This is a genomic window from Cupriavidus sp. 05L310 (assembly GCF_056398185.1).
Window position 1 is genome coordinate 42,305 of record NZ_JBFTOX010000054.1, and the last position, 25,789, is coordinate 68,093.

A 25,789-nucleotide genomic window follows, 5' to 3' on the forward strand; every position below is an offset into this window, starting at 1 on the left:
TTAAATATAGATTAACAGTTAACCATCATAGACAACGATCATGAAAGACATTGCTCCGCTCGCTCCAGACTTTTGCGCCGACCCCGAAAACGCCTGGACCCTGCCCAAGTCGTACTACACCAACGAAGCGATCTTCGAGTTCGAGAAAGAAAAGGTCTTCGCCAACAGCTGGATCTGCATCGCCCATCGCAGCGAACTGGCCCAGCCCAATGACTACATCACGCGCGAGGTGATCGGCGAGAACATCGTGGTGCTGCGCGACCGCGACAACGTGCTGCGCGCGTTCTACAACGTGTGCCCGCATCGCGGCCACCAACTGCTGTCGGGCAGCGGCCGCGCCAGGAACGTGATCACCTGCCCGTACCACGCCTGGACCTTCAAGCTCGACGGCGAGCTGGCCCATGCGCGCAATTGCGAGAACGTCGCCCACTTCGACAAGGACAAATCCAGCCTGGTGCCGGTCAGGGTCGAGGAGTACGCCGGCTTCGTCTTTATCAACCTCAACCCGGACGCCGGCACGGTGGAAGCGCAGTTGCCGGGCCTGCAGGCCCGCATGCGCGAAGCCTGCCCCGTGATCGACGACCTGCACCTGGGCGCGCGCTTCGTGACCGAGACCCCGGCCAACTGGAAGAGCATCGTTGACAACTACATGGAGTGCTACCACTGCGGCCCGGCCCATCCCAGCTTCGCGGACTCGGTGCAAGTGGACAAGTACTGGCACACGCTGCACGAGAACTGGTCGCTGCAGTTCGGCCATGCCAAGTCGTCCGAGAAGTCGTTCAAGCTCGACGAGTCGGTCAAGGACCCGAGCTTCGCCGGCTTCTGGGCCTGGCCTTGCACGATGTTCAACGTGCCGCCCGGCGCCAACTTCATGACGGTGATCTACGAGTTCCCGGCCAGCGCCGAAGTCACGCTGCAGCACTACGAAATCTACTTCCTGAACAAGGAACTGACCGAGGAGCAGCAGAAGCTCGTCGAGTGGTACCGGGACGTGTTCCGCCCTGAAGACCTGCGCCTGGTGGAGAGCGTGCAGCGCGGCCTGAAGTCGCGCGGCTATCGCGGCCAGGGCCGCATCATGGTCGACCAGCAGCGCAGCGGCATCAGCGAGCACGGCATCGTGCATTTCCATCAGAAGATGGCCAAGCAATACCAGCCCGTCTGAGCCAAGGGAGCCAGCATGAAACGCAACGACAACACGCTGTTCCGGCAACAGGCCTGCATCGATGGCCGCTGGTGCGACGCCGCCTCCGGCGACACCGTGGCGGTGTTCGATCCGGCCCTGGGCGAACAGGTCGGTACCGTGCCGCGGATGGGCGAGGCGGAAACCGTCGCCGCCATCGAGGCGGCCAACGCCGCGCTGCCGGCCTGGAAGCAGCGCACCGCCAAGGAGCGCGCCGGCCTGCTGCGCAAATGGTTCGAACTGATCTTGCAGCACGAGCAAGACCTGGCCGTGCTGATGACGCACGAGCAAGGCAAGCCCCTGCAGGAAGCACTGGGCGAGGTGCGCTATGCCGCCTCGTTCATCGAGTGGTTCGCCGAGGAAGCCAAGCGCCTCTACGGCGACGTGATCCCCTCGCCCACGGCGGACAAGCGGCTGCTGGTAGTGCAGGAGCCAATCGGCGTCTGCACGGCCATCACGCCCTGGAACTTCCCCGCGGCAATGATCACTCGCAAGGCGGCGCCGGCCCTCGCCGCCGGCTGCACCATGGTGGTGAAGCCCGCCAACGAGACGCCGTTCACGGCGCTTGCGCTGGCCGAACTGGCCCTGCGGGCCGGCATTCCGGCGGGCGTGCTCAATATCGTCACCGGCGACGCAGTCGCCATCGGCAAGCAGTTCACCAGCCATCCGCTGGTGCGCAAGCTGTCGTTTACCGGCTCGACGCCGGTGGGCCGCCTGCTGATGGCGCAATGCGCCGGCACCATCAAGAAAGTGTCGCTGGAGCTGGGCGGCAATGCACCCTTCATTGTGTTCGACGATGCCGACGTGGAAGCGGCCGTCGAAGGCGCCCTGCAGGCGAAGTACCGCAATGCCGGGCAGACCTGCGTGTGCGTGAACCGGCTGTACGTGCATGACGCGGTGTACGACCGTTTCGTCGACCTGTTCACCAGCAAGGTGGCCGAACTGCGCGTGGGCAACGGCTTCGACGCCGGCAGCGAGATCGGTCCGCTGATCACGCCCAGGGCGGTGGCCAAGGTCAGCGAGCTGGTCGACGACGCCGTCGCCAAGGGCGCGCAGTTGCGCATCGGCGGCCAGCCGCACGCCGCCGGCGAGCAGTTCTTCGCGCCCACCGTCCTGACCGGGGTCAAGCCCGGCATGCGCGTGCTCGACGAGGAAATCTTCGGGCCGGTGTCGCCGGTCGTGCGCTTCTCGTGCGAGGAGGATGTGGTGCGCATGGCGAACGACACCATCTATGGCCTGGCCGCCTACTTCTACAGCCGCGACATCGGCCGCGTCTGGCGTGTCGCCGAACAGCTCGAGTACGGCATGGTCGGCATCAACACCGGCATGATCTCCAACGAAGTCTCGCCGTTTGGCGGCGTGAAGCAGTCTGGCCTGGGCCGCGAAGGCTCGCGCTACGGCATCGACGACTACCTGGAAAAGAAATACCTCTGCATGGCGCTGTAAGCCACGCACGAGAGTGATACCAAGCCTGAAGAAAGAAGGAAGCAGCATGGGCAACCCCTACCAGTCGATGCGCGTCACCGTCACCCGCATCGAAGACGTCACGCCACAGATCAAGCGCTTCACGATGGCGCTTCCGGAAGGCGGCCCCATGCCGGGCTTCTCCGGCGGCGGCCATGTGATCGTGCAGATGGAAGACAGCGGCCAGCGCTACAGCAATGCGTACTCGCTGATGAACTCGCCCGAGGACCGCAGTTGCTACCAGATCGGTGTCCGGCGCGAGGAGCGATCCAAGGGCGGCTCCGCCTTCCTGCATGACAAGGTACGCGCCGGCGATACGCTGACGATCACCACGCCGAACAACCTGTTCGGCTTGCGCGAGGAGGCGCGGCGCCACGTCCTGATCGCCGGCGGCATCGGCATTACGCCGTTCATATCGCAGTTGCACGAACTGCGGCGGCGCGGCGCGGACTACGAGCTGCACTACGCCTTTCGCAGCCCGGAGCATGGCGCCTTTCGCGACGAGCTCGCCGCCGCGCCGGACAGCGGCCGCTTCCGCTTCTACGCCGACAGCCTGGGGCAGAAACTCGACCTCGGCACGCTGCTGGGCAGGCTGCAGGACGGCGCGCATGTCTATGTATGCGGGCCGCAGCCGCTGATCGAAGCCGTGCAGGACGCGGCGGCGGCGCACGGCGTTCCCAGGGAGCGCGTGCACTGGGAGCAGTTCGCCGCGGCGCCCCAAGGCGGCGGCGCCTTCTCGGTAGTGCTGGCGAAATCCGGCAGGACCGTGGAGGTGGCCAGCGGCGAAACCATTCTCAAGGCCATCGAGCGCGAGAACGCGGCAAGCGTCGACTGCCTGTGCCGCGAAGGCGTGTGCGGCACCTGCGAGACGCGCATTCTCGAAGGCGAGGCGCAGCACTGCGACCAGTACCTGAGCAACGCCGAAAAGGCCGCACAGAAGACCATGATGATCTGCGTTTCCCGGGCCAGGGGACAGCGGATCGTGCTCGACCTGTAAGCAGCGGCCAATCCGGGGACGGCACCCGCCCACCTGGCTATCCCACAGACCGGAGGAGACATCAATGCACAAGACAGCCCTGCGCTGGCTGCTTGCGGGGGCGCTGCTGCCCGCCGCCGGCGGTAGCCACGCGCAATCCAGCGTCAACCTGTACGGCGTGGTCAGCACCGCGGTGCGCTACACCAGCAATATCGATGGCCTGCATCACGACCAGGCGGAACTGGTGGCGAGCGGCATCGGCGGCAGCCGCTGGGGCCTGAAGGGCGAGAACGACCTGGGTAGCGGCAACAAGGCGGTGTTCCTGCTGGAAAACGGCTTCGGCATCGACAACGGCCAGACCGCGTACAACGCGCTGTTCGGCCGCCAGGCCTATGTCGGCCTGGCTGGCGCCTGGGGCAGCCTCACCTTCGGCCGGCAGTACAACGCCCTGAACAACGTGGGCTGGAGCTTCAATCCGCTGGACCAGGGCTGGGGCAATTTCTGGTCGGACCCCTTGTACCTCGGCGGCGATATCTTCTTCCAGGACTACCGCATCAACAACAGCGTGGTCTACAAGGGCACGCTGGGGCCGGTGACGGTGCAACTGGACTACGGCTTTGGCGAGCAGCCCGGCAGCGCCGGCAAAGGCCAGACCCTCGGGGGCGGCGCCATGTACCAGAAGGGGCCGCTCGCGCTTGGCCTGTCGTACGACCAGCGGCGCACGGCGGACGGGGCCGGCACCATCCGCAACTGGTCGGCGGGCGGCTCGTACGCCGTCGGCAAGACCACCCTCTACCTGGGGCATATGGGCCGCCACGAGGATGCCGGCGCCGCGCGCTTCGGCATCTACTTTGCCGGACTCGGGCATCAGGCCATGCCGGCCTTGCACCTGTCGGCCGCGTACTATCGCTACCAGCAAGGCGGCGGCGTCACCACGCAGTTCCAGGCCACCTCCCAGTGGCTCGGGGGAGGATCGGCGGATGCCGTGGCCGCCGTGGCGGACTACGCGTTCTCCAAGCGAACCAGTCTGTTCCTGGAAGTCGATGCGGTCAGGGCGCGCGGCGGGGCCGCGGGACGCGAGACGGAGTACTGGGGCGGCAGCCCCGTGACTGCGTCCGCCGGCACGACGCGGTTCGGTGTCATGCTTGGCATGCGGCAGATTTTCTGAGACGGTGCGGCCGGGGCTCGGTGTTTGCGCCGGCAAGGATCATGCCATCGCGTTGCCCGTTGCGATGTGTTGCCAAATGCGTAAAACGCATGCATGCGCCGAGAAAGTGTTTGTCCTTTCCCGCGCATACGTTCTACCTTACGAATGTGCGCCCTGCCTTTCCGGAGACCGCAATGGCAATCCGCTCCACCGCTTCACACAGTACCGCACAGTTAAGGCGACTGGTCGGCCAGTTGCAGGCCGAGGTCGACTCGCTGGATCACCTTGCCATCTTCGACGCCGAGACCCAGACCGCGCTGGGCCAGGCCCGCGACCGCCTCACGCAAGGTATCGAGGCCATTGAGGACGCCATCCAGAGCCTGCGCGCGCTGCAACAGGTGCGGCCATCGGCCATGCGGCCCCGAAAGACGACGCCGCGCGCCGCCTGATGCGCGGGAGCGCGTGCTGCCTGCCACCTTGCTCAGAATTCCTGCACGGCAGGACGCAACACGATTTCGTTGATATCCACGTCGGCCGGCTGTTCGATCGCGTAGGCGATCGCGCGTGCCACCGAGTCCGCCGGGATGGCCTGCCGGTAGAACTCGCCCACCGTCTTCGCACTCTCCGCGTGGCTGCTGCCCAGCTTGAGCTCTGAGTCCACCGCGCCCGGCGAGATCACCGTGGTGCGGATGGCGCCACCGGCTTCATGGCGCAAGCCTTCCGAGATGGCGCGCACCGCGAACTTGGTGCCGCTGTACACCGTGCCGCCCGGGCTGAACACCTTTACGCCCGCGACCGAGGCAATATTGATGAAGTGCCCGGCGCCCTGCTTCTGGAACACCGGCAGCGCGGCGGCGATGCCGTACAGCACGCCCTTGATGTTGATGTCGATCATGCGCTCCCATTCCTCGACCTTTGTCTCGCTCATGGGGGCGATGGCCATGAGGCCGGCATTGTTGATCATGACATCGACCCGGCCATAGCTGTCGACCGCCTTCTGCACCAGGGCTTCGACATCGGCACGCCGGCTCACATCGGCGATCGCCACCTCGGCCTTGCCGCCCTTGGCGCGGATCTCCGCGGCCAGCGTCTCCAGACGATCGCCGCGCCGCGCGGCCAGCACCAGCGAGGCGCCGGCGGCGCCCAGGTGGCGCGCGGTGGCTTCGCCCAGTCCACTGCTGGCGCCAGTAATGACAACGACCTTGCCTGCGATATTTGTGCTCATCATCCACTCCGTATCCGTGCGCAGGCGGTTTGCCTGCCGACGAGACGATTATGTTGGCTGACGGCATCAACAAAAATGGAAATGTTTTGATTTCAGTATTCCACCGGATGGAATTATCTCCACGGATAGCTGCCGCCGGCCTCTCGCCGGCGAGCGAGAGAACGGTAGCTCAGGGCGCCACGGCGGCGCTGCCAGTGAAGTAGGCCACCAGCGCGTCGAATACCAGCCGGATGCGCATCGGCACCGGGCTGCGGCGCGAGCGATAGATATACAAGCCCCACGGTGCCGGTGCATGCCGGTCCAGCACGCTGACCAGGCGGCCCGAGCGCAGGTGGGGGTGCGCGAGGTAGTCGGGCAACTGGCCGTAAGCGAGTCCGGAGAGGATCGCCTCCATCTCGGTTTCCGGATCGTCGGTAAGAAAGGCCGGAGAGCGCGGGTTGAACTGCTCGCCCTGGGCGAAATACCACGGCCAGGCCCGGCCGCTGCTGCGGTCGATCAGGCCGGTGGTGGGCAGCGCGGCCAGCCCGGCCAGGTCGGCCGGCTTGCCCACGCGCGCCACCAGTTCCGGCGTGCCCACCACATGGAAGCCCACCCGCGTCGTCATGCGCGCGACCAGCCGCTGGTCGCGGAACATGCCAAGGCGCAGGCCGATATCGATTTCGTCGTCGACCACATCGGCAATCTGGTCCGAGAGCCGGATATCGAGCGTGATGCCCGGATGCGCCAGCGCCACCTGCCGCAGCGCCGCCAGCAAGTGCAGCCGGCCGAGCGTGCTGGGCGCGGTAATCCGCACAGTGCCCTTGAGCTCGGTGTCCGAGCGGCCGGCCGGATGCGCGAACAAGCTGTCCACATCAAGCAATGCCGAGCGCGCGCGCTCGGCCAGCCGCTCACCGGCGGCAGTGATGCGGATCTGACGCGTATTGCGGTGGAACAGCGGTTCGCCCACGGCTTCCTCAAGGTCCTTGACCGCGCGCGTCACGGTTTGCGGGGACGTGCCCAGCCGGGTGGCGGCTGCCTTGAACGAAGCCGACTCCGCCGCCGCGCAGAAGATCCTAAGCATTTCCAGCCGGTTAAGCATGGTGATATGCGCCGTGGAAGTGAGGGCGTCTGATGATTATGCAAAGCGCGATTATAAAAGCTGCTGCCGTGCGAGATGAGATCCCTCTCATTGACGCCCTGCGCTATCTCCCTCGCTCATTGCGCCCCGGTCTGGCAGAATGCCCGACGCCCGCGGCCCGGACCGAGCCACTGTCCGGGCGCCGCACGGCCTGCCCTCGCGTCCATGCGGTCGCCTTGCGCGGGCTTAACTGTGATGAACGCCGGCACGGCGCACGCCTGCGGTGTTCACCCTGATCTTTAAGGATTCCGTTCCCGAATGAAGAAGCTTTTCCTCTCGCTGGCTCTGTGCCTGACCTCCGGCCTGGCCAGCGCTTCCGGTGGCTTTTCCGAGTGCCCTCAATTCTTCGCGCAACAGGCAGCACCCAAGGCGCCGGGTTCGCCGGAACTCAAGCTGCGTGCGCTGTGCTACGACGCATTCGCGGTCATGCACTCCGGCCGCAGCAAGACACCGCTTTTTGTTGCCGAGCGCCTGTCGCGCGCGCAGTTGATGGATGCCAAGGACGAAGAGCGAACCAACCGTTTCTTCTCCGATGCGCGCCTGCCGCGCTCGGAGCGGGCAGAGCTGGACGACTACAAGGGCAATGAAGGACTGGACCGGGGACACATGTCGCCTGCTGCCGATCAGCCGACCGCGCAGGCCATGGCGCAATCGTTCACGCTGGCTAACGTCGTGCCGCAATACAGCCAGAACAACCGCAAGGCGTGGGCCTCCATCGAAAAGGCCACGCGCAAGTATGCGATGCGCGCGACCGGCGATGTCTATGTCATTACGGGCCCGGTATTCGACGGGAACGTGCGCACGATCGGCAGCGGGAAAGTCTGGGTCCCGACGTATCTCTACAAGCTGGTCTATGACCCGTCGACGAACCGGGCCTGGGCGCACTGGATCGAGAATTCAGACGCCGCGCGGCCCGGCAAGCCGATCTCCTATGGCGAACTGGTGAAGCGCACCGGAATCGAGTTCCTGCCTGGCGTTCACCCTGCGAGCTGATCCGGCGCCGACGCGGCAGGGAAGTGGCGGGCGCGTGGCAAGCGCGCGCCCGCCACGGCGGCGTGGCGGCACGGGTTGCTGCACGCCCGGCACGTCTGGCCGGACAGTGGCACACTTGCGGTTTGCCGGATTTACGTCCCGTCACTGCCTTACCGCCGTCTTATCCCCGCGTTACCTTTTCATTCCTCAAACCCAACACCGATGGAGCAAGCCACCATGCCCGACAACAGCCAATGGATCCGTGTCGAAACCGAAGGCGGCGCCTTCGATGCCTACCTGGCCCTGCCCCCCGCCGGCAAGGCCGCCAGCGCGCCGGGCATCGTGCTTGTACAGGAAATCTTCGGCGTCAATGAGCATATTCGCGCGGTAGCGGACCAGTACGCGCTCGACGGCTATGTGGTACTGGCGCCCGATGTATTCTGGCGCCACGCGCCGCGCGTGGAACTGGGCTACTCCGGCGATGACTGGGCAAGCGCCATGGAACTGCGCCAGAAGACCGACGTGGAACTGGCGGTGAAGGATATCGCCGCTACCGCCAAGGCGCTGCGCGCCCAGCTCGGCGCGGGTGCGAAGATTGCGGCGGTCGGCTACTGCTTCGGCGGCCTGCTGTCCTACCTGAGCGCCGCGCGCGGCCTGGTCGACGCGGCGGTCCCGTATTACGGTGGCGGCATCCAGAACAACCTGAAGGAAGCCGCCAGCATCAAGGTGCCGGTGCAGTTCCACTATGGCGCGCTCGACGCGCACATCCCGGCGGAGGCTGTCGAGCAGGTGCGCGCCGCGGTGGCCGGCAATCCGCGCGCGGAGATCCACGTCTATGCCCAGGCCGATCACGGCTTCAACTGCTGGGCGCGTGGTTCCTATCACCAGCCCTCTGCCGCGCTGGCACATGGCCGCGCACTGACCTTCCTCGCCGGCGCGCTGTAAGCCCGTCCGCCGCATCGCTGCGCTGCACAAGCTGCGGCGCAGCGCCTCCCCCAGCGTCCCCCTCGCCCGGGTGCCTTGCACCGCGGGCGCCCCGCCCGTATCCTGGCTCCCGAGCGCCAACGCCGCAGCCATCGCGCATCATCGCCCGCCATCGGTACTGATCCGTGCATGATCGACCCATGACCCGCTGCGGCATCGGCTCAAGACTTGCTGGACCCTAAAAAAAACAGAACGGAGACCACCATGCAGTCAGAGCAGCAACGCGTCCTGCGCAACACCGTCCCCGATGCCCTCGCCCGTGCGGTAAGGCGCAGTCCCGACAAGATCGCCCTGCGCTTCGGCGAGCGCAGCTGGAGCTACCGTGAGCTTGAGGCCGCGGCGGCCAGCGTGGGCGCGGCGCTGCAACGGTGGGGCCTGCGCCCCGGCGACCGGGTGGCGGCTTTTGGCAAGAACTCGGATGCCTATGTGCTGCTGTGGCTGGGCTGCCTGCGTGCCGGGCTGATCCATGTGCCGGTGAATTTCTCGATGACGCGCGGGGAAGTGGAGTACATCGTCAACCAGTCCGGCGCCAGCGCGCTGTTCGCCGATCCGGCGCTGGCCGCGCAAGTCGACGGCCTGCCTTGCCCCCTGCTGGGCAGCCTGCATGGCGGTGGCCCGCGCGATGTGCTCGCCGCCGCCCAGGGCCCCGGCGCGGATATTCTTGCCACGCTAGATGAGGCCATGCCGGCGCAGATCCTGTATACATCCGGCACCACGTCGGCGCCCAAGGGCGCGCTGATGACTCATCGCGCCTTGCTGGCCGAGTACATGAGCGCGATTGCAACGTGCGATATCAAGCCGGAAGACTATTCGCTGGCCGCGCTGCCCCTATACCATTCCGCGCAGATGCATGTCTTCCTGATGCCGCTGCTGCTGATGGGCGGCACCATCTTGCTGGCGCAGAGCCCCGAGCCGGGTTTTTGCCTGCGCACTGTGCGCGAGGCCGGCATCACCAGCTTCTTTGCGCCGCCTACCGTATGGATCGCGCTGCTGCGCCACCAGGACTTCGATCCGCGCGAGCTGACCTCGCTGACCAAGGCTTACTACGGGGCGTCGATCATGCCGCTACCGGTGTTGCTGGAGCTGCGGGAGCGCCTGCCGGCGCTGGGCTTCTACAACTGCTACGGGCAGAGCGAGATCGGGCCGCTGGCCACGGTGCTCGGGCCGGAAGCGCACCGGGAACGCCCTGCCTCGGCAGGCCGGCCCGTGCTCAACGTGGAAACCCGCATCGTCGATGAGAAGATGCAGGATGCCAAACCCGGCGAGCTCGGGGAGATCGTGCACCGCTCGCCGCAGTTGCTTACCGAATACTGGGACAAGCCGGGACAGACCGCTGAAGCCTTCAGCGGCGGCTGGTTCCACTCCGGCGATCTTGGCTATATGGACGAGGCGGGCTATCTGTACGTGGTTGACCGCATCAAGGACGTGATCAATTCCGGCGGCGTGCTCGTATCGAGCCGGGAAGTCGAAGAGTGCCTGTACCAGCATGAAGGCGTGGCCGAAGTGGCCGTCTTCGCGCTGCCGCATCCCAAGTGGGTGGAAGCGGTGGCGGCCTGCGTCGTGCTCAAGCGCGGCGCGGGCGCGGATGAGGAGGGGATGCTCGCCCATGCCCGCGCCGCGCTCGCACCGTTCAAGGTGCCCAAACGCATCGTGTTCGTGGCGGACCTGCCGCGCAACACCGCCGGCAAGCTGCTCAAACGGCAACTGCGGGAAGACTACGCCAGCTTGTTCGGCGCCTGAGCCAGGAGCTGTGCGCCCTGGTGTGGGACAGATCGCGCCATGTGGCGTAGCGGGTGCACGGCACCGGCTACGCCACCTGGGAACCCCTTACGCAATGGAAGACCCGGCAGCCACGCCTTCAGTAGGGCATCGCCACGCCGTTCTGCACCTTGACCCGGTCGCCGTTGCGCAGGTTGTAGGGCGTCGACTGCGTCAGCGTGAGATAGCCGTTGTCGGTGGTGCGTACCCGGATGCGGTACGCGGGCGGCGCCGTAGTAGTACGCTTCTCGACCTCGTTGCCAGCCAGGGCACCGGCCACCGCGCCGCCAATGGTCGCCACCGTATTGCCACGGCCGCCTCCCACCTGGTGGCCAAGCAGGCCGCCGACGACGCCACCGATCAGCGCGCCGGCGACGCCGCCTGCCGGCGCCTGCCCGGGCAACATCTCGATGGATTCGACGTTGCCGTAGCGCACGCCATAGGCATCGCTGCCGTAGGCGCCCTGGGCCGTATTAGCCTGCGGGTAGCCCGCTTGCGGATAGGACTGCTGGGGATAACCTTGCTGCGGGTAGCTCTCCTGCACCGGCGCCTGCTGCGGGTAGCCGGCCTGCGGATATTCCGGCTGCGGGTAGGCCGGTTGCGAGTAGCCCTGCTGCGGATAGGCAACGGGATAGCCGCCGCTTGCCTGCGTGCTGCTGCCATACGCGCCGGAGTTGCCATAGCTCCCGTAGCCACCATACCCGCCGCCATATGGCGCGGTCACGCAACCGGCCAGGGCGCCCGCGGCAAGCAGGGCGAGCGCGCTGGTACGAAGGGGGAAAGAGGGGAAAGGCATTTGTAGCTCCTGCGGATATCGCGAGTGGGAATGCGCGCGAGTCTAGGGCCGCGGGGCCGCCTCGGGTGTCACCGAGCCTTGTGAATGGTAACTGCCTGTAACGGCGCATGCGGTTTGGGTCGAAAAACCCGGGCCGCCTGCTTCACGACGGCTCAGGCGCGCTCCGCGCCATCGTCGTTGAAGGCCGTAAGGCGCGCTACGCGGAAGGTGCCGCGCAGCGATTCGAGTTCGCTCCGGTGCAGCATGGCCAGCCGGTTCAGGAAACGCTCGCCCTTGGCGAGCAAATGGACTTCCACGATCCGGCGGTCATCCGGATTGGCCTTGCGCTTGACCAGGCCGGCTGCCTCGCAGCGGTTGACCAGCGCCACCACGCCGTGCTGCTTGGCTTGCAGGCGCTCCGCCAGTTCGCCGATCGAAGCCCAGTCCTTGCCGGCGCAGCCACGGATATGCAGCATCAGCAGGTACTGCTGCACGGTCAGGCCTTCGTTGTGCGCGGCATTTTCGGAAAACCGCAGGAAACGCCGCAACTGGTAGCGGAAATCGGAGAGGGCTTCGAAGTCCTGCTTGTCGAGCAGGGATCGGGATGCGGCAGGCTGGCGGGTCATGGCGGGGCAGCGTGCGGACGCTGGGGGAACTTGGCTCGACGCTCATTATAGGGGCTGCCTCCGGCGGTCCCCCGACTCATCGGCGTTAGCCAGTTGACAAAGGCAGGCTCCGGTTTCGACCGCCGCCTGTGCGGGTATGGCAGAATCTGTGCGTCCGCAGACACTCCTGACTGCCGACATCACTACTGCCACCGGAACCGAAACCGATGTTCACGGAAATCGCCCTTTTCCTGCTCGATACCGTCTTCACCCTGTTCGGCATGGCGCTACTGCTGCGCCTGTGGATGCAATGGGCACGGCTACCCACGCGCAACCCCGTCTCGCAAGGCGTATTCCAGGTTACCGACTGGCTGGTCAGGCCATTGCGCCGGGTCATTCCGGGCCTTGGCGGCATCGACTGGGCGACCCTGATCGGCGCCTGGCTGACCGCCCTGGTGTTCCTGCTGCTCGTGCTGCTGCTTTCCGGAGGCGACCTCGCGCCCTACCTGCCGCTGGTCCTGCTGATTGCCGTTCTCAACGTATTGAAGTGGGGCATCAGCATGGTGATGTGGGTCACGCTGCTGATGGCGATCCTTTCCTGGGTCAATCCGCATTCGCCGGTCACGCCTGCCATCAACCACCTGACGGAACCGCTGCTGCGTCCGATCCGCCGCGTGGTGCCGCGCCTGGGCGGCTTTGACATCTCGCCGCTGGTCCTTTTCGTGATCGCGCAGATCCTGCTGATGATCATTGCCCGGCTTGGCGCAGGGCTGTTTGGCGCACGTTTCGGTCTCTGACTCAAGCCGGCGCGGGTGCGGATGGCCGCCCAGGCCAAAAATCCGGGCGGGATTATCCAGACTGACGAACAGTGTTTTGAGGATTAGCTCTTTTTCCTGGGCAGAAGGCCGCCTACAGTACGTGCAACGTGGAACACACCACGACATGCCAGAAGGAAAAAGCAGCATCATGAAGACTCTCACACAGCCCCGCACCCTCGCCGTTACCCTCCTCTGCGCCATCGGCTTGTCGATGGCTGCCGCCTCCGCGCACGCCAACTCGCCGGTTTCCGACCTCGCCCGCCTCGACGGCAGCATCGGCCGCACGGTGGACGCGTTCACCGACGGCGCCCGCACCGGTCCGCGCGATCCGTTCACCGATGGCGCCCACAACGGCCGCCGCGACCCGTTCACGGATGGTGCCCACAACGGCCCGCGTGACCCGTACACCGACGGCGCCCGCGGCACGAACGAAGCCCGCAGCAGCTTCAGCGACGGCGCCTGATTGCGCCCCGGCATTCACCTGGGATGGAAGAGACAGCAGTTGTGGCCTATCAACCGTAGTCGTCAAGAAGTGGCCACAGCCTAGCCAGGCGCCAACGGGCCGGCCTGCCAGCCGCCCCTTGCGCATGACCCCGCAGCCGCGCCGCCTTCACGGGCCGGGCGCGGCTGCGTCGTTTCCGCTACCCAGCAATCCGGATGCCATCATGGCTTCCACCGCTTCCATGAACACGCGCACCTTGCGCGGCTGCAACCGGCGGTCCGGCAGCAAGGCGAAGATCCGCAGCGGCGGTGGCGGATAGTCCGGCAATACCTTGACCAGGCGCCCCTGGGCCACCTCCGCTTCGCAATAGATCAGCGACAAGCGGGCGATGCCGAGGCCGGCCAGCGCGCCCTGGAGCCGGAGTTCGGCGTTGGCGGTCTGCATGCGCGGCCGGATCGGCACCGCCACGCGCTCGCCCTCGCGCATGAACTCCCACATGTCATCGCCGGGTGTGGTCAGGGTGGGCAGGTTTGCCAGGTCTTCTGGCAGCAACTGCGGGTGCAGGCCAGCGGCCAGCGCCGGCGCCGCGAATAGTCCCCGCTCGACGTGATAGATACGCCGCGCCACCGTCCCTGAATCAGGAAGATCGGCATCCACCGCCACAAAGGCCACATCGAACCCATCGCGGATGGGATCGACCATGCCTTGTGTGATCTCCACCTTCACATCGAGCGCCGGGTGGGCCGCCAGCGTACGGCAGATAACGCCGCCAAGCTGGTGCGCGCCAAACTCGTAGGGCGCGGCGATGCGCAGCACCCCTTGCACGCGTTCCTCGCGCGCCAGCGTTTCCTGGCGGATCTCGCGCAGCCGCGCGAACAGCGGAGCCACGTCGCGATACACCGCGCTGCCGGCATCGGTCAGGCGCATGCGCCGCGTGGTGCGCTGGAGCAACTTGGAGCCGATCGCCAGCTCGAGCCGTGCGACGGCCGCAGAGACCCGGGATTTGGGGCAGTCCAGCTGCTCCGCGGCGGCAGTGAAGGTGCCCTGCTCCACCACGCAGCAGAAGGCCTCCCAATCATTCCACTGGATTGTCTCGTTCACCGGACGATGTTTCCTTTACAAGCAATGTTGCCCAAACGCGCGACATTATGCGGCAGCCGGGACGCCTGCGCCGGTTCTCACCGTGGCGGCGGCGCCCCGGCCATGCGCCACTGGCGTACTGCGCGCATTTCCTCTACCCTTTCGGCCTTTCCGTGCGTATTCGGCAACCCGCCGAACTGACCGATGGCCAGCCCTGCCGCTCCCGACAATCCCGACAACCCGGCCACGGATGCTTCCGTGGAGCCCGCCGCCGCGGGCACGGAGAAGCCGAGCGATACCTATGTGCAGTCCTTTGCACGCGGCCTCTCGGTGATCCGCGCCTTCGACGCCCAACACCCGGCCCAGACCCTCAGCGAGATCGCGCAGGCCAGTGGCCTGACCCGCGCCGGCGCGCGCCGCATCTTGCTGACCCTGGTGGGCCTGGGTTATGTGCGCGCCGACGGCCGCCTGTTCCGCCTGACGCCGAAGATCCTCGACCTCGGTTTCGCCTACCTGACCTCGATGCCATTCTGGAACCTGGCCGAGCCGATCATGGAAGCGCTGTCGCAGGAAGTGCATGAAAGCTGCTCGATCTCCGTGCTGGATGGGACCGAAATCGTCTACGTGTTGCGGGTGCCCGCGCGCAAGATCATGACCATCAACCTGTCCATCGGCAGCCGGCTCCCGGCCTATTGCTCGTCGATGGGCCGCGTGCTGCTGGCGGGCCTGCCGGATGCGGAGCTGGACCGCGTGCTGCGCGCCACCGACCTGCGCGCCCGTACCAGCCGGACCGTCACCGACATCGAAACGCTCAAGGCCATCATCGCCGGCATCCGCGCGCGCGGCTGGGCGCAGAACGACCAGGAGCTGGAAGAAGGGCTGGTGTCGCTGGCCGCGCCGATCCGCAGCCGCGGCGGCCAGGTCATCGCCGCCATCAATATCAGTGGCCAGGCCAACCGCACCAGCGCCGACGAGATGGCCGGCAACTTCCTGCCGCCACTGCTGGCCGCGTCCGAGAAGATCTCCAACCTGGTCGGCCTGCGCACCTGACGCGCCCGGCATTGCGGCATCGCCCACAGGCCGGCCAGGGCGCTGGCCCGCGACGAGCCAGCATGGTGGATGCCGGTTAGCTTGCCGCGGGCATGGGCAGCGCAATGCAGCCGAATTCGGCCGAACGCGTGCCCGGCAGCGGATGGTTGCCGGCACCGAAATACGCAAAGGCGGCCGACAGCTTGACCGCCTCCGAGAGATTCTGCCCCGCGCTGTGAAATAGCCGGCTATCGAAGAACAATACGTCCCCGCGCTCCAGGGCAAGGGGCCGCACGCCACGCAGCAGGGCCTGGCTGCCCGGATGCGATTCGATCAGGAATTCCGCCGCATCGAGCTGGCCCGGTTCGAGGGCAACCGTGTGCGAGCCTGGAATGACGCGCAACACGCCGTTGCTCTCGTCCTCCCGGCCCAGCGCCAGCCACACCGTCACCAGTTCCGGGCTGGCAAACGACCAGTAACGGGTATCGCGATGCCAGCCGGTCTGGCTGCCATAGTGCGGATGCTTGGTCATCACGCAGTTGTGATGCGCCAGCGTCAGGAGCGGCGGCTCGCCCAGCAGGGTCGCCACGACCTTCGTTACCGCGGGGTCGGCCGCCCATTGGCGAAACACCTCGTCGCGCCCGTAAGCCTGGCGCAAGCGCCGCACCGTGCCGCCGCCCGCGGCTTCGCGGCTGGCGGGTGCGCCGGGATAACCCAGTTCGGCTTCGTACTCCACAGGCGGGACCGCCGCGGCCAGTTGCTCGCGCGTTACCTGCTCGATCCGGTCGCAGACCTGCGGCGGGGCGAAGCCGCGCAGCACGATATACCCGTCGGCGTGGAAGACTCGGTTGAGTTCGTTCAATTCAGCGGCGGTCGGGGCGATGGCCGAAGCGGTGGAAACCGTGGAAACCGCCGTGGAAGCGGCGCCCGGCGGTACAGCAAGCGGGGAGTTCATTGCAGGGGATGTGGGGTTGGCAGGGCCGACAGCTTCGATAATGCCAGAAGCCGGGCAATCCGGCGCGCCCGGCATGTGCTGCGTGCGCAAACAGACTGTTCCCCGATACACACGCGCCGCTACAATGGCCGGGTCCTCCTTCCGACCCGCAAGGCCTCAAGTGACAGCTCGCCCACGCATCGTCGCATCGCTCTCCGAGGCGGAAGCCCAGCTTGGCCGCATCGTTCTGGGCAAGCCCAGGCAGATCCGGCTGGCGCTGGCCTGCATGCTGGCGCGTGGCCACCTGCTGCTGGAGGACCTCCCCGGAGTGGGCAAGACAACGCTGGCGCATGCGCTGGCGCGCACGCTCGGCCTGCAGTTCCAGCGCGTGCAGTTCACCAGCGACCTGCTGCCGGCCGACCTGATCGGCGTGTCCGTCTTCGTGCGCGACAGCGCCGAGTTCCGCTTCCATCGGGGCCCTGTGTTCGCGCAGGTGGTGCTGGCCGACGAGATCAACCGTGCCCCGCCGAAGACGCAGAGCGCCTTGCTGGAGGCGATGGCGGAAGGGCAGGTCACCCACGACGGCGTCACCCATGCCCTGCCGTCCCCGTTCTTCGTCATCGCCACGCAAAACCCGCTGGACCAGATCGGCACCCACGCCCTGCCCGAATCCCAGCTCGACCGCTTTACCATGCGCTTGTCGCTGGGCTATCCCGATCCGGCCTTCGAGCGCGTGCTCTACCTCGGCGGGGCGGCACCCGCGGCCGGTACGCCCGTGATGGATGCCGAGCAGGTGGGCGCGCTGCAGCATGCCGCGGCCCAGGTCTATGCCAGCCCTGCCCTGGTGGACTATGCACTGGCCCTGGTGCAGGCCACGCGCGCGAACGCTGCCTTTGCCGCCGGGCTGTCGCCCAGGGCGGGCCTGGCGCTGCTGGGCTGTGCCCGCGCCTGGGCACTGCTGCACCAGCGCGATATGGTGCTGCCCGAGGACATACAAGCGGTCTTCGCGCCGGTGGCCGGCCACCGGCTGCTGCCGGCCGGCGCCGCCGGCGGTGGACAGGAGGCCCTCGCCCGCCTGCTGTCCGACGTTGCCATTCCCTGATCCGCGATGTCCCGCAGCCGGCCGTTCTCATCGCCGCGCATGGCGACCCCGGCCGCGCCTGCCCGCAAGCGCCGGGCCTGGGCCTCGCCACCCTGGCTGCAGCGCCAGCGCCCGCCCCGGCAAGGCGTGGTGACGCTCGATCGCCGCCACTTGTATATCCTGCCCGGCCGCGCCGGCCTGGGCTTCGCGCTGTTGCTGCTGGCCATGTTGCTGACCTCGCTGAACTACAACATCAGCCTGGGCTTCGCCCTCACCTTCCTGCTCGGCGGCATCGGCATGGCCTGCATGTGGCACGCCTACCGCAACCTGCTCGACATGGCAGTCGCCGGCGCCGGCACGGAGCCAGCGTTTGCCGGCGAGCCCGCGGCCTTCAGCCTGCGGATCGCCGGCATTGCAGGCACCGACGCACGGGTACGCATCGGCATCGAGGCAAGCCTGCCATCCCAGGCCGGGGCGCTGCCGGCAAGCCTGAGCCTGGCCCGGGATGCCAGTGGCCTGCTCACGCTGCATCTGCCCACCGGCCGGCGCGGCTGGCTGGCGCTGCCGCGCGTCACCTTATCGAGCCGTTTTCCTTTTGGCCTGTTCCGCGTATGGAGTCATGCCGACCTGCCGCTGGTCGCGTTGGTCTACCCGCAGCCAGAAGCCGGCGCGCCGCCGCTGCCGTTCGCCGCGCAGCCCGGGGACGATGGCGTGGCGTCCCTGCCGTCGGACGATGGCATAGACCAGTTGCGGCGCTACCGCAGCGGCGACCCGCTGCATCGCGTCGCCTGGAAACATAGCGCGCGCACCGGCCGCTTGCTGAGCCGCACCGGGCAGGCCGGCGGCCAGCCCGCGTGCTGGCTGGACTGGCAGGCACTGCCGCCGGCACTGGCCACCGAAGCGCGGCTCTCGCGCCTGTGCGCCTGGGTGCTGGCCTCGGGCGATACGATGGAGATCGGGTTGCGCCTGCCCGGCGTGGAAATTCCGCCCGGCCGCGGCGGCGCGCATCGCCGCGCCTGCCTCGAAGCCCTGGCGCTGTGGCCGGACCGGGCCGGGCAAGGTACGCCGTGAAGCCGTCGCCGCGCCCCCTCGCGCACGAGGAGCATGGCTTGCTGCTGGGCCAGCTGGCGCTCGTGCTCGCGCCGCAGGCACGCAGCCTGCCCGTCACCATCAGCGTCCTGCTGGTGTTGCTGATGAGCTGGCGCTGGCTGCTGTGGCGCCAGCGTGCGCCGTTGCCCTCGCGCCTGATACTCGCGCTCGTCGCCGGGCTGGTAATCCTGGTCGCGGCCGCCTTGGTCTGGCAAGCCGGCGGCAACATGGGGCGCGACCTGTCGGTGGCGCTGCTGGGCGCCTTCGTCGTGCTCAAGCTGCTGGAGAGCCGCGTGCTGGCCGACGCCACGCTGGTGACCCAGCTCTGCTTTTACCTGCTGCTGAGCCTGTACCTGTTCGACCAGCCTTTCTGGCTGGCCTTGTATAGCCTTGCCATCGCCGCCTGGCTGCTGCGCAACTGGTTGTTCCTGGGCCATCCCGAGGCCCGCGGCTATCTCGCGGCATGGCCGCTGCTCGGCCGCCTGGTGTTGATCGGCCTGCCCTGGGCGCTGCTGCTGTTCGTCTTGTTCCCGCGCCTCGATCGCCCGCTGTGGCGGCTGCCGCAAGCCGAGACCGTGGCCGCCACCGGCATCAGCGACACCATGAGCCCGGGCAGCGTGAGCCAGCTGACGCAGTCCACAGAAGTGGCGCTGCGCGCCGACGTGGAAGGGGAGCCGCTGCCCGCCAGCGCGCTGTATTGGCGAGCGCTGGTGCTGTGGCAATTCGATGGCAAGACCTGGCGGCCAGCGCCCTTGCGGCAGCGGCACGCGCAGCCGGCACCTGGCCTGCCGGCCACCGACGAGGCACCGCCTTATGCCAGGGACCTTGGCGAAATGGCAGGCAAGGCATCCGCTGGCAACAGCATCAGCTACAACATCACGCTCGAACCCAATCAGCACCAGTGGTTGTTCCTGCTTGACCGCGGCCAGGCGATCGACCCGGGTGCCGGTGCGGTAGTCAACGCCGACGGCGAGTTTTTCGCCAGCGATCCCATCGACCGGCGCTTGCGCTACCGCGCGCGTTCGGCCCCGGCCAAGGCGCAGGCGCTCGATCTCCCGACGCGACAACTGGCGCTGGCACTACCGCCCGGCAATCCGCGCAGCCGGGCGCTGGCCACCGAATGGGCGGAGCAATACGCGGATCCCGCGCAGCGGGCACGGGCCGCACTGCGCTTGTTCGCCGCGGCACCATTCAGCTATACGCTGTCGCCCGCGCCGCTTGGCCGCGAACAGGTCGACAGCTTCCTGTTCGATACCCGGCGAGGATTCTGCGAGCACTATGCCAGCAGCTTTGTCTTCCTGATGCGCGCGGCCGGTGTGCCGGCGCGGGTGATCACCGGCTACCAGGGCGGCGAGTACAACCCGATCGGCGGCAACTACATCGTACGGCAGGCCGATGCCCACGCCTGGGCGGAGATCTGGCTGGAGGGGCGCGGCTGGGTGCGCGTCGATCCCACCAGCGCGGTGGCGCCCAGCCGTGTCGAACACGGCATCGACGCCGCGCTGGAGGCCAGCGAGATCGAAGCGCTGCGTGCGGTGCGGGACCCCGGCTGGCTGCGCGACCTGCGCTGGGGCATGGACGGCATGGTCTACACCTGGCAGCGCTGGGTGCTGCAATACGATCGCGGCCAGCAGTCACGCCTGATGCAGCAGCTCGGCATCGGCGACAGCGTGCCGCAGGCGTTGCTGGCCGGGCTGGCGACGCTGAGCTTGCTGGTACTCGTGCCGCTTGTGCTCAGGCGCCGCCAGGCCGATCCCGTTCAAGCCTTGTATGCCCGCTTCTGTCGCGACCTGGCACGCCATGGGTGCGTGCGCGGGCCGGCGGAAGGACCGCAGGATTTTGCCGCGCGGGCCGCGCGCCGCCTCCCTGCCGCCGCGCAAGCGGTGCAGGATTTCAGCGAGCGCTACACCCGGCTGCGCTACGGCCGCCAGGCCCCGGCGCTGCGTTCCGGCGAACTCGCGGGCCTGCGGCAAGCGTTGCGGCGGCTGTCGCGACAGCTCGCGCGCTGAGGAACGTCGCCGCCCTGGTTAGTTTCATATGATATAGTTACGTATGTAACTAAATAGCCGGGCGCAATCTGTTTCTGTTGCGCCGGCATCACCCGACTCCCCCACCATGTCGTTCGAAGACCGAATCGACCGCTTCTGTGCCAGCCATCCGGAAGCACCGCGCGACCTCATCCTGGCCTCCCGGCTCCTGATGCGCACCGCGCGCCTGCTGCGCAGCCACATCGACCGGGCGCTGGCGCCGTTCGGGCTGGACCTGCAGCAATACCTGGCGATCAGCATGCTCGCCACCGACGACAGCCAGCCCAGCCTGCCGTCCGAACTTGGCATCACGCTCGACGCCACGCGCACCCAGATGACCCGGCTGATGGACGGCCTGGTGGCGCGTGGCCTTGTGCGGCGGCACGCCTCGGCACAGGACCGCCGCAGTACCGAACTCGTACTGACGGCCGCCGGCCTGCACATGCTGCAGCGCGTCGCGCCGGCCGTGCACGCTGCCTACGCCGAGGCCTGGGAACCGTTGGGAGAAAGCGGCCTTGCCACCTCCACGCGCGCCCTGAGCCGCATGCACCAGAACCTGCTCAAGCTGGAACCATGAAAACAGCTTCCGCACTGCAACCGCTGCGGCTGGGACTGCGCTGGCTGCGCCTGCTCAGCCATCGGCAGCGCCAGACGCTGGTCATGCTGTTGCTCGCGCTGGCCACGTCAGTGGAATTCCTCGAGAACATCATGTTCGTGTTCGCATCGAGCCATATCGTCGGCGGCGTCGATGCCGACCCGCGCAGCTTCGCCCTGGTCCAGGCCGCCTACGCCGTGGGCAGCATGTTGATGATCCTCAAGCAACAATGGCTGGCGCAACGCTTTGGCTATCGCTATTACCTTACCGGCGCATTGCTGATCTTCATGGCGGGCACGCTGGCGGCGGCCACCAGCTATTCGCTGCCACAGCTCGTTGGTGCGCGCTTCGTGCAGGGCGTCGGTGGCGGCGCGCTGTTTACTAGTTGCCGCATCCTGGTCAATGTGATGTTTGCGCCGGCAGACCGGCCGCGCGCCTCCCGCATCTTCATGCTCGGTATTTTCACGGCATCCGCGCTGGCGCCGGCCATGGCTGCGGAGCTGATCGAGCATGGCGTGTGGCAGGACGTGTTCTATGGCGTGCTGCCCTTCGCCGCGCTGGCAGCGCTGGGTGCCTGGCTGCTGCTGCCCGATGCCGAGCCGTATCAGGATGATTCCGGCCCCGCGCTGGGCCCGCTGCTGCTCTTCGGTGCCGCCGTGGTGAGCTTGCAGGCCGCCATGACGGAAGCCCGCTTCGATATCTTCTCGCACCCGCTGCGGCTGGCCCTGATCTGCGCGCTGGGCATCGGCCTGTTGATGGGGTTCCTTTGGCAGCAATGGCACCACAGCACGCCTGTGCTCCATCTGCGGGCGTTGCGCAACCCGGTCTACCTGACCGGGCTGGCCATGTATTTTGTTTACTACCTGATCAGCAACCTGAGCGGCTACGTGTTCCCGATCTACGCCGAGCAGGCACTAGGCCTGCCGCTGGCGACAACCGGCTGGCTCAACACCTTCGCGGCCACGGTTAGCCTGGCGGGCATCTTCATCTACCTGCGCTTCGCTCCGCGCCTGCCGCGCAAGAAGCCGCTGATGGCGAGCGGCCTCTTGCTGATGGCCGCTGCGGCCTGGTGGTTTTCCTCGATGCCGCCCAACGCCGGTCCGGCTGCGCTGGCATGGGGGCTGGTCGGCAAGGGACTGTTTGGCGTGATGGTCATCATCCCCATTGCGGGCCTGACCTTTCGTTCGCTGGCCGGTGACGATTTCGCCCACGGCTATCGCAGCAAGAACCTGCTTCGCCAGATCGCTGCCTCCTTTGCGTCAGCGCTTGGCGCCGTACTCCTGCAGAACCGGCAGTTTGCCGTGCATACCAGCCTGACCAGCGCGCTCGGCCAGCATCCGGAGCAGACGCAGCAGTGGATGGACATAACGCAAGCGGTATTGGGCGCTCGCGGGCTCGATGCAATCCATGCCCACCGGGTCGCGCTCGTGCAACTGGCTGGACTGGTGGATACACAGGCCAGGCTGATCGCGTGCGAGGATCTCTACCGGCTGATCGCCGTGCTTGCCCTGACGGGAGCTGTCTTTATGCTGGCGCAACGCCGCCTCGATTGAACAGCGCTTGCCGACGACTGGGAGGTTGGTGCCGGGGAGAAGGCAGAGCTGTCTGCCGTGCCGGCCGCGTCATGTCCACGCGAGGAGCTGACTGGCCGTGCCGGAGCGGTTCGCTCCGCTGAAACGCGGCGCCGAGCGCGCGCGTACTGTTCTTCGCAAAAAAACGTTCTGTTGGCGGTCTGCTTAAAACAGCGCCAGCTGGCGCATGCCAAAGCCAATGGTTTCTTCCACGCGCATGCGGGCATGTGCGAGCGAGCCCTCCGCGCCGGAGTAATTACCGGCCGCCCAGTGATAGACCACCGGCATATCGCCGCGATCGGACAGGCGTACCTCGCCCAGCTTCTCGCCGCGCTCATTGCGGTAGAAGTGCGAACGGTAGCCACGCTCCCAATGCGGAGCGGCTTCGGCCTTCTTGCGTCGGCGCGGGGCGGGCTTGGCTTGCGGCAGGCGCCGCGCCCTTTCGGTCCCCGTGGTCGCGGACGTCCGGGTGAAATCCAACTGCATAGACTTCCTTGTGTCATCGAGTCAGCAAGATGATTTACGCATCAATGGCCGAGGCCATCGCGGCGTGTCTTGCGTCGCAGTCGAGATAATACCTGTTACCGAGCGTTCTGGCAGCCCTTCTGCACCGGAATTCGGCGCCCAATAAGGCTTGGCGGGCCGGCACGTATACCTTCGCGCCGGCCCGCCCGTACTTCATGCCGATGTTAACACCGCGGTTAACTCTGTGGTTAACTCGGCTGTTAACTTCATTCTCAACCCAGATCCAGCGGGATAAAGATACGGGCATCGTCGCGCTGCACCAGCAGTGCAACCTGCTTGCCCGACTTCGCCACCAGTGCCCGCAACTGCTCCGCCGAACTGATCGGCGTACCGTTGATCGACAGGATGACGTCGCCCGGCTGAATACCGACCTTTGCGGCCGGGCCCGCGACATCCTGGACCACCAGCCCGCCGTCAATGCCGCTGTCGCGCCTCTCCGTCGGACTCAGCGGGCGCACCGCGAGGCCAAGTTTGCCGCCGGTGTCATTGGCGGGACTCTTGCCGGCGACGACCGCATCCTTTGCCGTACCGACCTTCACCGTCAACGTCAGGGGCTCGCCCTTGCGGATCACCTTCAGCGACGTCTGCGTACCTGGGGTGATATCCGCCACATGTTCCGGCAGGTCGCCAGAGTGATCGATCACGTCGTTGCCGAGTTGCACGATCACGTCGCCCGGCTTCAGGCCAGCCTTGGCTGCCGGGCTGTCCGGCTCGACCGAATTGACCAGCGCGCCGCTAGGCTTTGGCAGCCCGAACGATTGCGCCAGGGCCTGGTTGACCTCCTGCACGCCGATACCGAGGCGGCCGCGCGTGACCTTGCCATGCGCCACCAGTTGCGCCTGCACCTTGGTTGCCACGTCGATCGGGATCGAGAACGACAGCCCCTGATAACCACCGGTCTGGCTGTAGATCTGCGAGTTGATGCCGATCACTTCGCCTCGCTGGTTGAACAGCGGTCCGCCCGAGTTGCCGGGATTGACGGCTACGTCGGTCTGAATGAACGGCACATAAGTATCGTCGGGCAAGGAGCGCGATTTCGCGCTGACGATGCCGGCGGTCACGGTATTCTCAAAACCATAAGGCGAGCCAATGGCCAGCACCGGCTCACCCACGCGCACGCGCGAGGGGTCGCCCAGGCGTACCGTTGGTAATTCCTTGGCATCGATCTTGATCACCGCCACGTCCGTTTGTGCGTCCGCACCAAGGACCTTGGCCTTGAATTCACGGCGATCGGTCAGCTTGACAGTCACCTCCTGCGCGCCGTCCACCACGTGCGCATTGGTCAGGATCAGGCCATCCGGGCTAACGATAAAGCCCGAGCCCAGGCCACGCACCAGTTGCTGCTGGCCATTCTGCGGGGCCTGGAATTGCGGTCCGAAACGCTTGAAAAACTGGAACAGCGGATCATCCGGGTCCATACCCTGCGGCACTTGCGCCGACGTACGCTGCGCGCGCGCCGTCACGCTGATATTGACCACCGCCGGGCCGTACTGATCGACAATGCTGGAAAAATCGGTGGGAGCCGCCACAGCCAGGGGTTGGGCCTGGGCCGTTACGGGCGCCTGTGCGGCATATCCCGGCGTGATGACTTCCTTCTGCAGATAGGTATACCCCCCGGCAAGAGCGGCCAGGGCAGCAATACCGATGGCTGAGCGTGCGAGCGTCTGGCGAATCATGGCGTTTTCCCTTTCTTGGTTACCTCAGGCGTCCGGGCTGGCTGGACGCGACAGGACCATCCTAAAGCGCGATCCTTAAACCAGACTTAAGGAAGGTTAGAGGGCACTGTCGGTGGGCAAGAAGGGTTCCGCCGATGGGCGGTGGATAACGGTACGGGGGTAAAGCTCAAACAGGATCGACACCAGGAGTCCTGGCCACTTTTTCCGCCAATCTCACGCAAAACACCCGCTTCTGCGCAGAAGTCATCTTCTTTGCCGCCGCCTCGGCTTTTGAGGCTTCGGAGCGGTTATCAAAGCGCTGCCAGCCCAGGATCCTGATGGGTTTGCGCGATCGCGTATATTTAGCACCCGTTCCCGCCTGATGTTGGGCAAAACGTCGTTCGACATCCGTTGTAATGCCGGTGTAGATCGTGTTGCCCTCGCATTCGAGCAGGTAAAGAAACCACGAGGCTTCGCCGTCGGCTGGCATTCGGATGATTTAAGAGGGGCGACGCGCAAAGGCAGCCGGAACAGTGATTATGCGTGCAGCTGACGCCCGGCGCAAAGAATCAGGCACAAGTGTACCGATCGGCGTAAACGAAGCCGCAAAAGCAAAACCCCCCAGTACTTTCGTACTGGGGGGTTTCAAGGGAGAGCCTGGCGATTACCTACTTTCACACGGGTATCCGCACTATCATCGGCGTGGAGTCGTTTCACGGTCCTGTTCGGGATGGGAAGGG

General features: G+C 66.5%; 25 protein-coding genes and 1 rRNA gene. 16 read left to right on the forward strand and 10 right to left on the reverse strand.

All coding sequences use genetic code 11. The annotated features are described in order from the left end of the window. The first annotated feature begins 40 nt into the window (after nucleotides 1-40). The 5 genes from AC1DS6_RS31640 (at nucleotide 41) to AC1DS6_RS31660 (ending at nucleotide 5,216) form a co-directional block, all read left to right on the forward strand. Nucleotides 41-1,162: an aromatic ring-hydroxylating oxygenase subunit alpha gene (locus AC1DS6_RS31640; protein WP_441631895.1), complete on the forward strand. Its 1,122-nt coding sequence runs from the start codon at nucleotides 41-43 to the stop codon at nucleotides 1,160-1,162. Nucleotides 1,163-1,177: 15 nt separating this feature from the next. Continuing rightward, nucleotides 1,178-2,626 carry an NAD-dependent succinate-semialdehyde dehydrogenase gene (locus AC1DS6_RS31645; protein WP_477103896.1) on the forward strand — a complete coding sequence of 483 codons (1,449 nt, stop codon included), beginning with the start codon at nucleotides 1,178-1,180 and terminating at the stop codon, nucleotides 2,624-2,626. A gap of 46 nt (nucleotides 2,627-2,672) precedes the next feature. Beyond that, nucleotides 2,673-3,641, forward strand: a complete 969-nt coding sequence (locus tag AC1DS6_RS31650; RefSeq protein ID WP_477103897.1) for a PDR/VanB family oxidoreductase — start codon at nucleotides 2,673-2,675, stop codon at nucleotides 3,639-3,641. Between the two features lie 64 nt (nucleotides 3,642-3,705). After that, nucleotides 3,706-4,788 (forward strand): porin, encoded by a 1,083-nt coding sequence (locus tag AC1DS6_RS31655; RefSeq protein WP_441631889.1) that lies wholly within the window; start codon nucleotides 3,706-3,708, stop codon nucleotides 4,786-4,788. Nucleotides 4,789-4,961: 173 nt separating this feature from the next. Further along, nucleotides 4,962-5,216 (forward strand): hypothetical protein, encoded by a 255-nt coding sequence (locus tag AC1DS6_RS31660; RefSeq protein WP_477103898.1) that lies wholly within the window; start codon nucleotides 4,962-4,964, stop codon nucleotides 5,214-5,216. 32 nt (nucleotides 5,217-5,248) lie between these two features. Here AC1DS6_RS31660 and AC1DS6_RS31665 read toward each other — a convergent pair whose 3' ends face one another. Both AC1DS6_RS31665 and AC1DS6_RS31670 read right to left on the reverse strand, forming a co-directional pair. Then, the gene (locus AC1DS6_RS31665) at nucleotides 5,249-5,992 is read right to left on the reverse strand and encodes an SDR family oxidoreductase (RefSeq protein WP_441631925.1); all 744 of its coding nucleotides are present in this window, start codon (nucleotides 5,990-5,992) and stop codon (nucleotides 5,249-5,251) included. 169 nt (nucleotides 5,993-6,161) lie between these two features. Further along, nucleotides 6,162-7,070: a LysR family transcriptional regulator gene (locus AC1DS6_RS31670; RefSeq protein WP_477103899.1), complete on the reverse strand. Its 909-nt coding sequence runs from the start codon at nucleotides 7,068-7,070 to the stop codon at nucleotides 6,162-6,164. Nucleotides 7,071-7,367: 297 nt separating this feature from the next. Between AC1DS6_RS31670 and AC1DS6_RS31675 the strand changes: the two genes are divergently transcribed. From AC1DS6_RS31675 to AC1DS6_RS31685, 3 genes are all read left to right on the forward strand, one after another. Continuing rightward, a complete protein-coding gene (locus AC1DS6_RS31675) occupies nucleotides 7,368-8,102 on the forward strand; it encodes a DNA/RNA non-specific endonuclease (protein ID WP_441631883.1) in 735 nt (244 codons plus the stop codon). Between the two features lie 216 nt (nucleotides 8,103-8,318). Next, nucleotides 8,319-9,026: a dienelactone hydrolase family protein gene (locus AC1DS6_RS31680; protein ID WP_441631881.1), complete on the forward strand. Its 708-nt coding sequence runs from the start codon at nucleotides 8,319-8,321 to the stop codon at nucleotides 9,024-9,026. A 243-nt stretch (nucleotides 9,027-9,269) separates the two neighbouring features. Next, on the forward strand, nucleotides 9,270-10,805 hold the full coding sequence (locus tag AC1DS6_RS31685) for an acyl-CoA synthetase (RefSeq protein ID WP_441631879.1): 1,536 nt from the start codon (nucleotides 9,270-9,272) through the stop codon (nucleotides 10,803-10,805). 118 nt (nucleotides 10,806-10,923) lie between these two features. Here the strand turns inward: AC1DS6_RS31685 and AC1DS6_RS31690 are convergent, their stop codons facing one another. Together AC1DS6_RS31690 and AC1DS6_RS31695 are read right to left on the reverse strand one after the other, a co-directional pair. Then, nucleotides 10,924-11,619, reverse strand: a complete 696-nt coding sequence (locus AC1DS6_RS31690; RefSeq protein WP_276288985.1) for a glycine zipper 2TM domain-containing protein — start codon at nucleotides 11,617-11,619, stop codon at nucleotides 10,924-10,926. A gap of 152 nt (nucleotides 11,620-11,771) precedes the next feature. Further along, nucleotides 11,772-12,224: a MarR family winged helix-turn-helix transcriptional regulator gene (locus tag AC1DS6_RS31695; RefSeq protein ID WP_477103900.1), complete on the reverse strand. Its 453-nt coding sequence runs from the start codon at nucleotides 12,222-12,224 to the stop codon at nucleotides 11,772-11,774. 206 nt (nucleotides 12,225-12,430) lie between these two features. On the opposite strand from AC1DS6_RS31695, the gene AC1DS6_RS31700 reads away from it, so the two are divergent. Both AC1DS6_RS31700 and AC1DS6_RS31705 read left to right on the forward strand, forming a co-directional pair. Then, nucleotides 12,431-13,000, forward strand: a complete 570-nt coding sequence (locus tag AC1DS6_RS31700; protein ID WP_276288986.1) for a YggT family protein — start codon at nucleotides 12,431-12,433, stop codon at nucleotides 12,998-13,000. 169 nt (nucleotides 13,001-13,169) lie between these two features. Beyond that, nucleotides 13,170-13,484: a hypothetical protein gene (locus AC1DS6_RS31705; RefSeq protein ID WP_441631875.1), complete on the forward strand. Its 315-nt coding sequence runs from the start codon at nucleotides 13,170-13,172 to the stop codon at nucleotides 13,482-13,484. Nucleotides 13,485-13,631: 147 nt separating this feature from the next. Here AC1DS6_RS31705 and AC1DS6_RS31710 read toward each other — a convergent pair whose 3' ends face one another. Next, a complete protein-coding gene (locus tag AC1DS6_RS31710; protein WP_441631873.1) occupies nucleotides 13,632-14,564 on the reverse strand; it encodes a LysR family transcriptional regulator in 933 nt (310 codons plus the stop codon). Between the two features lie 183 nt (nucleotides 14,565-14,747). Between AC1DS6_RS31710 and AC1DS6_RS31715 the strand changes: the two genes are divergently transcribed. Further along, on the forward strand, nucleotides 14,748-15,593 hold the full coding sequence (locus AC1DS6_RS31715; RefSeq protein WP_441631871.1) for an IclR family transcriptional regulator: 846 nt from the start codon (nucleotides 14,748-14,750) through the stop codon (nucleotides 15,591-15,593). 76 nt (nucleotides 15,594-15,669) lie between these two features. On the opposite strand, the gene AC1DS6_RS31720 is transcribed toward AC1DS6_RS31715, so the two are convergent. Next, nucleotides 15,670-16,527 carry a phytanoyl-CoA dioxygenase family protein gene (locus AC1DS6_RS31720; RefSeq protein WP_477103901.1) on the reverse strand — a complete coding sequence of 286 codons (858 nt, stop codon included), beginning with the start codon at nucleotides 16,525-16,527 and terminating at the stop codon, nucleotides 15,670-15,672. 160 nt (nucleotides 16,528-16,687) lie between these two features. On the opposite strand from AC1DS6_RS31720, the gene AC1DS6_RS31725 reads away from it, so the two are divergent. The 5 genes from AC1DS6_RS31725 (at nucleotide 16,688) to AC1DS6_RS31745 (ending at nucleotide 22,851) form a co-directional block, all read left to right on the forward strand. Then, the gene (locus tag AC1DS6_RS31725; RefSeq protein WP_477103902.1) at nucleotides 16,688-17,608 is read left to right on the forward strand and encodes an AAA family ATPase; all 921 of its coding nucleotides are present in this window, start codon (nucleotides 16,688-16,690) and stop codon (nucleotides 17,606-17,608) included. A gap of 6 nt (nucleotides 17,609-17,614) precedes the next feature. Further along, on the forward strand, nucleotides 17,615-18,658 hold the full coding sequence (locus AC1DS6_RS31730; protein ID WP_477103903.1) for a DUF58 domain-containing protein: 1,044 nt from the start codon (nucleotides 17,615-17,617) through the stop codon (nucleotides 18,656-18,658). Continuing rightward, nucleotides 18,655-20,685, forward strand: coding sequence for a transglutaminase TgpA family protein (locus tag AC1DS6_RS31735; RefSeq protein ID WP_477103904.1), 2,031 nt, complete (start codon nucleotides 18,655-18,657; stop codon nucleotides 20,683-20,685). The genes AC1DS6_RS31730 and AC1DS6_RS31735 overlap by 4 nt, the downstream gene beginning before the upstream one ends. A gap of 106 nt (nucleotides 20,686-20,791) precedes the next feature. Next, nucleotides 20,792-21,280 (forward strand): MarR family winged helix-turn-helix transcriptional regulator, encoded by a 489-nt coding sequence (locus AC1DS6_RS31740; protein WP_441631861.1) that lies wholly within the window; start codon nucleotides 20,792-20,794, stop codon nucleotides 21,278-21,280. Then, nucleotides 21,277-22,851: an MFS transporter gene (locus AC1DS6_RS31745; RefSeq protein WP_441631859.1), complete on the forward strand. Its 1,575-nt coding sequence runs from the start codon at nucleotides 21,277-21,279 to the stop codon at nucleotides 22,849-22,851. Before AC1DS6_RS31740 ends, AC1DS6_RS31745 begins: the two co-directional genes overlap by 4 nt. 183 nt (nucleotides 22,852-23,034) lie before the next feature. On the opposite strand, the gene AC1DS6_RS31750 is transcribed toward AC1DS6_RS31745, so the two are convergent. From AC1DS6_RS31750 to rrf, 4 genes are all read right to left on the reverse strand, one after another. Further along, the gene (locus AC1DS6_RS31750) at nucleotides 23,035-23,355 is read right to left on the reverse strand and encodes a hypothetical protein (protein ID WP_045235519.1); all 321 of its coding nucleotides are present in this window, start codon (nucleotides 23,353-23,355) and stop codon (nucleotides 23,035-23,037) included. A 251-nt stretch (nucleotides 23,356-23,606) separates the two neighbouring features. Further along, the gene (locus AC1DS6_RS31755) at nucleotides 23,607-25,070 is read right to left on the reverse strand and encodes a DegQ family serine endoprotease (RefSeq protein ID WP_441631857.1); all 1,464 of its coding nucleotides are present in this window, start codon (nucleotides 25,068-25,070) and stop codon (nucleotides 23,607-23,609) included. Nucleotides 25,071-25,236: 166 nt separating this feature from the next. Next, entirely contained in the window at nucleotides 25,237-25,539 is a 303-nt protein-coding gene (locus AC1DS6_RS31760; protein ID WP_441631855.1) for a GIY-YIG nuclease family protein, read from the reverse strand. Between the two features lie 165 nt (nucleotides 25,540-25,704). Beyond that, nucleotides 25,705-25,789: ribosomal RNA gene (rrf, locus tag AC1DS6_RS31765) — 5S ribosomal RNA — on the reverse strand; the annotation flags it as partial.

What these genes read in the sequence shown, in the direction of transcription:
- AC1DS6_RS31640 (WP_441631895.1), top strand. Translation starts at nt 41, where the DNA reads ATGAAAGACATTGCTCCGCTCGCTCCAGACTTTTGCGCCGACCCCGAA.
- AC1DS6_RS31645 (WP_477103896.1), top strand. Translation starts at nt 1,178, where the DNA reads ATGAAACGCAACGACAACACGCTGTTCCGGCAACAGGCCTGCATCGAT.
- AC1DS6_RS31650 (WP_477103897.1), top strand. Translation starts at nt 2,673, where the DNA reads ATGGGCAACCCCTACCAGTCGATGCGCGTCACCGTCACCCGCATCGAA.
- AC1DS6_RS31655 (WP_441631889.1), top strand. Translation starts at nt 3,706, where the DNA reads ATGCACAAGACAGCCCTGCGCTGGCTGCTTGCGGGGGCGCTGCTGCCC.
- AC1DS6_RS31660 (WP_477103898.1), top strand. Translation starts at nt 4,962, where the DNA reads ATGGCAATCCGCTCCACCGCTTCACACAGTACCGCACAGTTAAGGCGA.
- AC1DS6_RS31665 (WP_441631925.1), bottom strand. Translation starts at nt 5,992, where the DNA reads ATGAGCACAAATATCGCAGGCAAGGTCGTTGTCATTACTGGCGCCAGC.
- AC1DS6_RS31670 (WP_477103899.1), bottom strand. Translation starts at nt 7,070, where the DNA reads ATGCTTAACCGGCTGGAAATGCTTAGGATCTTCTGCGCGGCGGCGGAG.
- AC1DS6_RS31675 (WP_441631883.1), top strand. Translation starts at nt 7,368, where the DNA reads ATGAAGAAGCTTTTCCTCTCGCTGGCTCTGTGCCTGACCTCCGGCCTG.
- AC1DS6_RS31680 (WP_441631881.1), top strand. Translation starts at nt 8,319, where the DNA reads ATGCCCGACAACAGCCAATGGATCCGTGTCGAAACCGAAGGCGGCGCC.
- AC1DS6_RS31685 (WP_441631879.1), top strand. Translation starts at nt 9,270, where the DNA reads ATGCAGTCAGAGCAGCAACGCGTCCTGCGCAACACCGTCCCCGATGCC.
- AC1DS6_RS31690 (WP_276288985.1), bottom strand. Translation starts at nt 11,619, where the DNA reads ATGCCTTTCCCCTCTTTCCCCCTTCGTACCAGCGCGCTCGCCCTGCTT.
- AC1DS6_RS31695 (WP_477103900.1), bottom strand. Translation starts at nt 12,224, where the DNA reads ATGACCCGCCAGCCTGCCGCATCCCGATCCCTGCTCGACAAGCAGGAC.
- AC1DS6_RS31700 (WP_276288986.1), top strand. Translation starts at nt 12,431, where the DNA reads ATGTTCACGGAAATCGCCCTTTTCCTGCTCGATACCGTCTTCACCCTG.
- AC1DS6_RS31705 (WP_441631875.1), top strand. Translation starts at nt 13,170, where the DNA reads ATGAAGACTCTCACACAGCCCCGCACCCTCGCCGTTACCCTCCTCTGC.
- AC1DS6_RS31715 (WP_441631871.1), top strand. Translation starts at nt 14,748, where the DNA reads ATGGCCAGCCCTGCCGCTCCCGACAATCCCGACAACCCGGCCACGGAT.
- AC1DS6_RS31720 (WP_477103901.1), bottom strand. Translation starts at nt 16,527, where the DNA reads ATGAACTCCCCGCTTGCTGTACCGCCGGGCGCCGCTTCCACGGCGGTT.
- AC1DS6_RS31730 (WP_477103903.1), top strand. Translation starts at nt 17,615, where the DNA reads ATGTCCCGCAGCCGGCCGTTCTCATCGCCGCGCATGGCGACCCCGGCC.
- AC1DS6_RS31740 (WP_441631861.1), top strand. Translation starts at nt 20,792, where the DNA reads ATGTCGTTCGAAGACCGAATCGACCGCTTCTGTGCCAGCCATCCGGAA.
- AC1DS6_RS31745 (WP_441631859.1), top strand. Translation starts at nt 21,277, where the DNA reads ATGAAAACAGCTTCCGCACTGCAACCGCTGCGGCTGGGACTGCGCTGG.
- AC1DS6_RS31750 (WP_045235519.1), bottom strand. Translation starts at nt 23,355, where the DNA reads ATGCAGTTGGATTTCACCCGGACGTCCGCGACCACGGGGACCGAAAGG.
- AC1DS6_RS31755 (WP_441631857.1), bottom strand. Translation starts at nt 25,070, where the DNA reads ATGATTCGCCAGACGCTCGCACGCTCAGCCATCGGTATTGCTGCCCTG.
- AC1DS6_RS31760 (WP_441631855.1), bottom strand. Translation starts at nt 25,539, where the DNA reads ATGCCAGCCGACGGCGAAGCCTCGTGGTTTCTTTACCTGCTCGAATGC.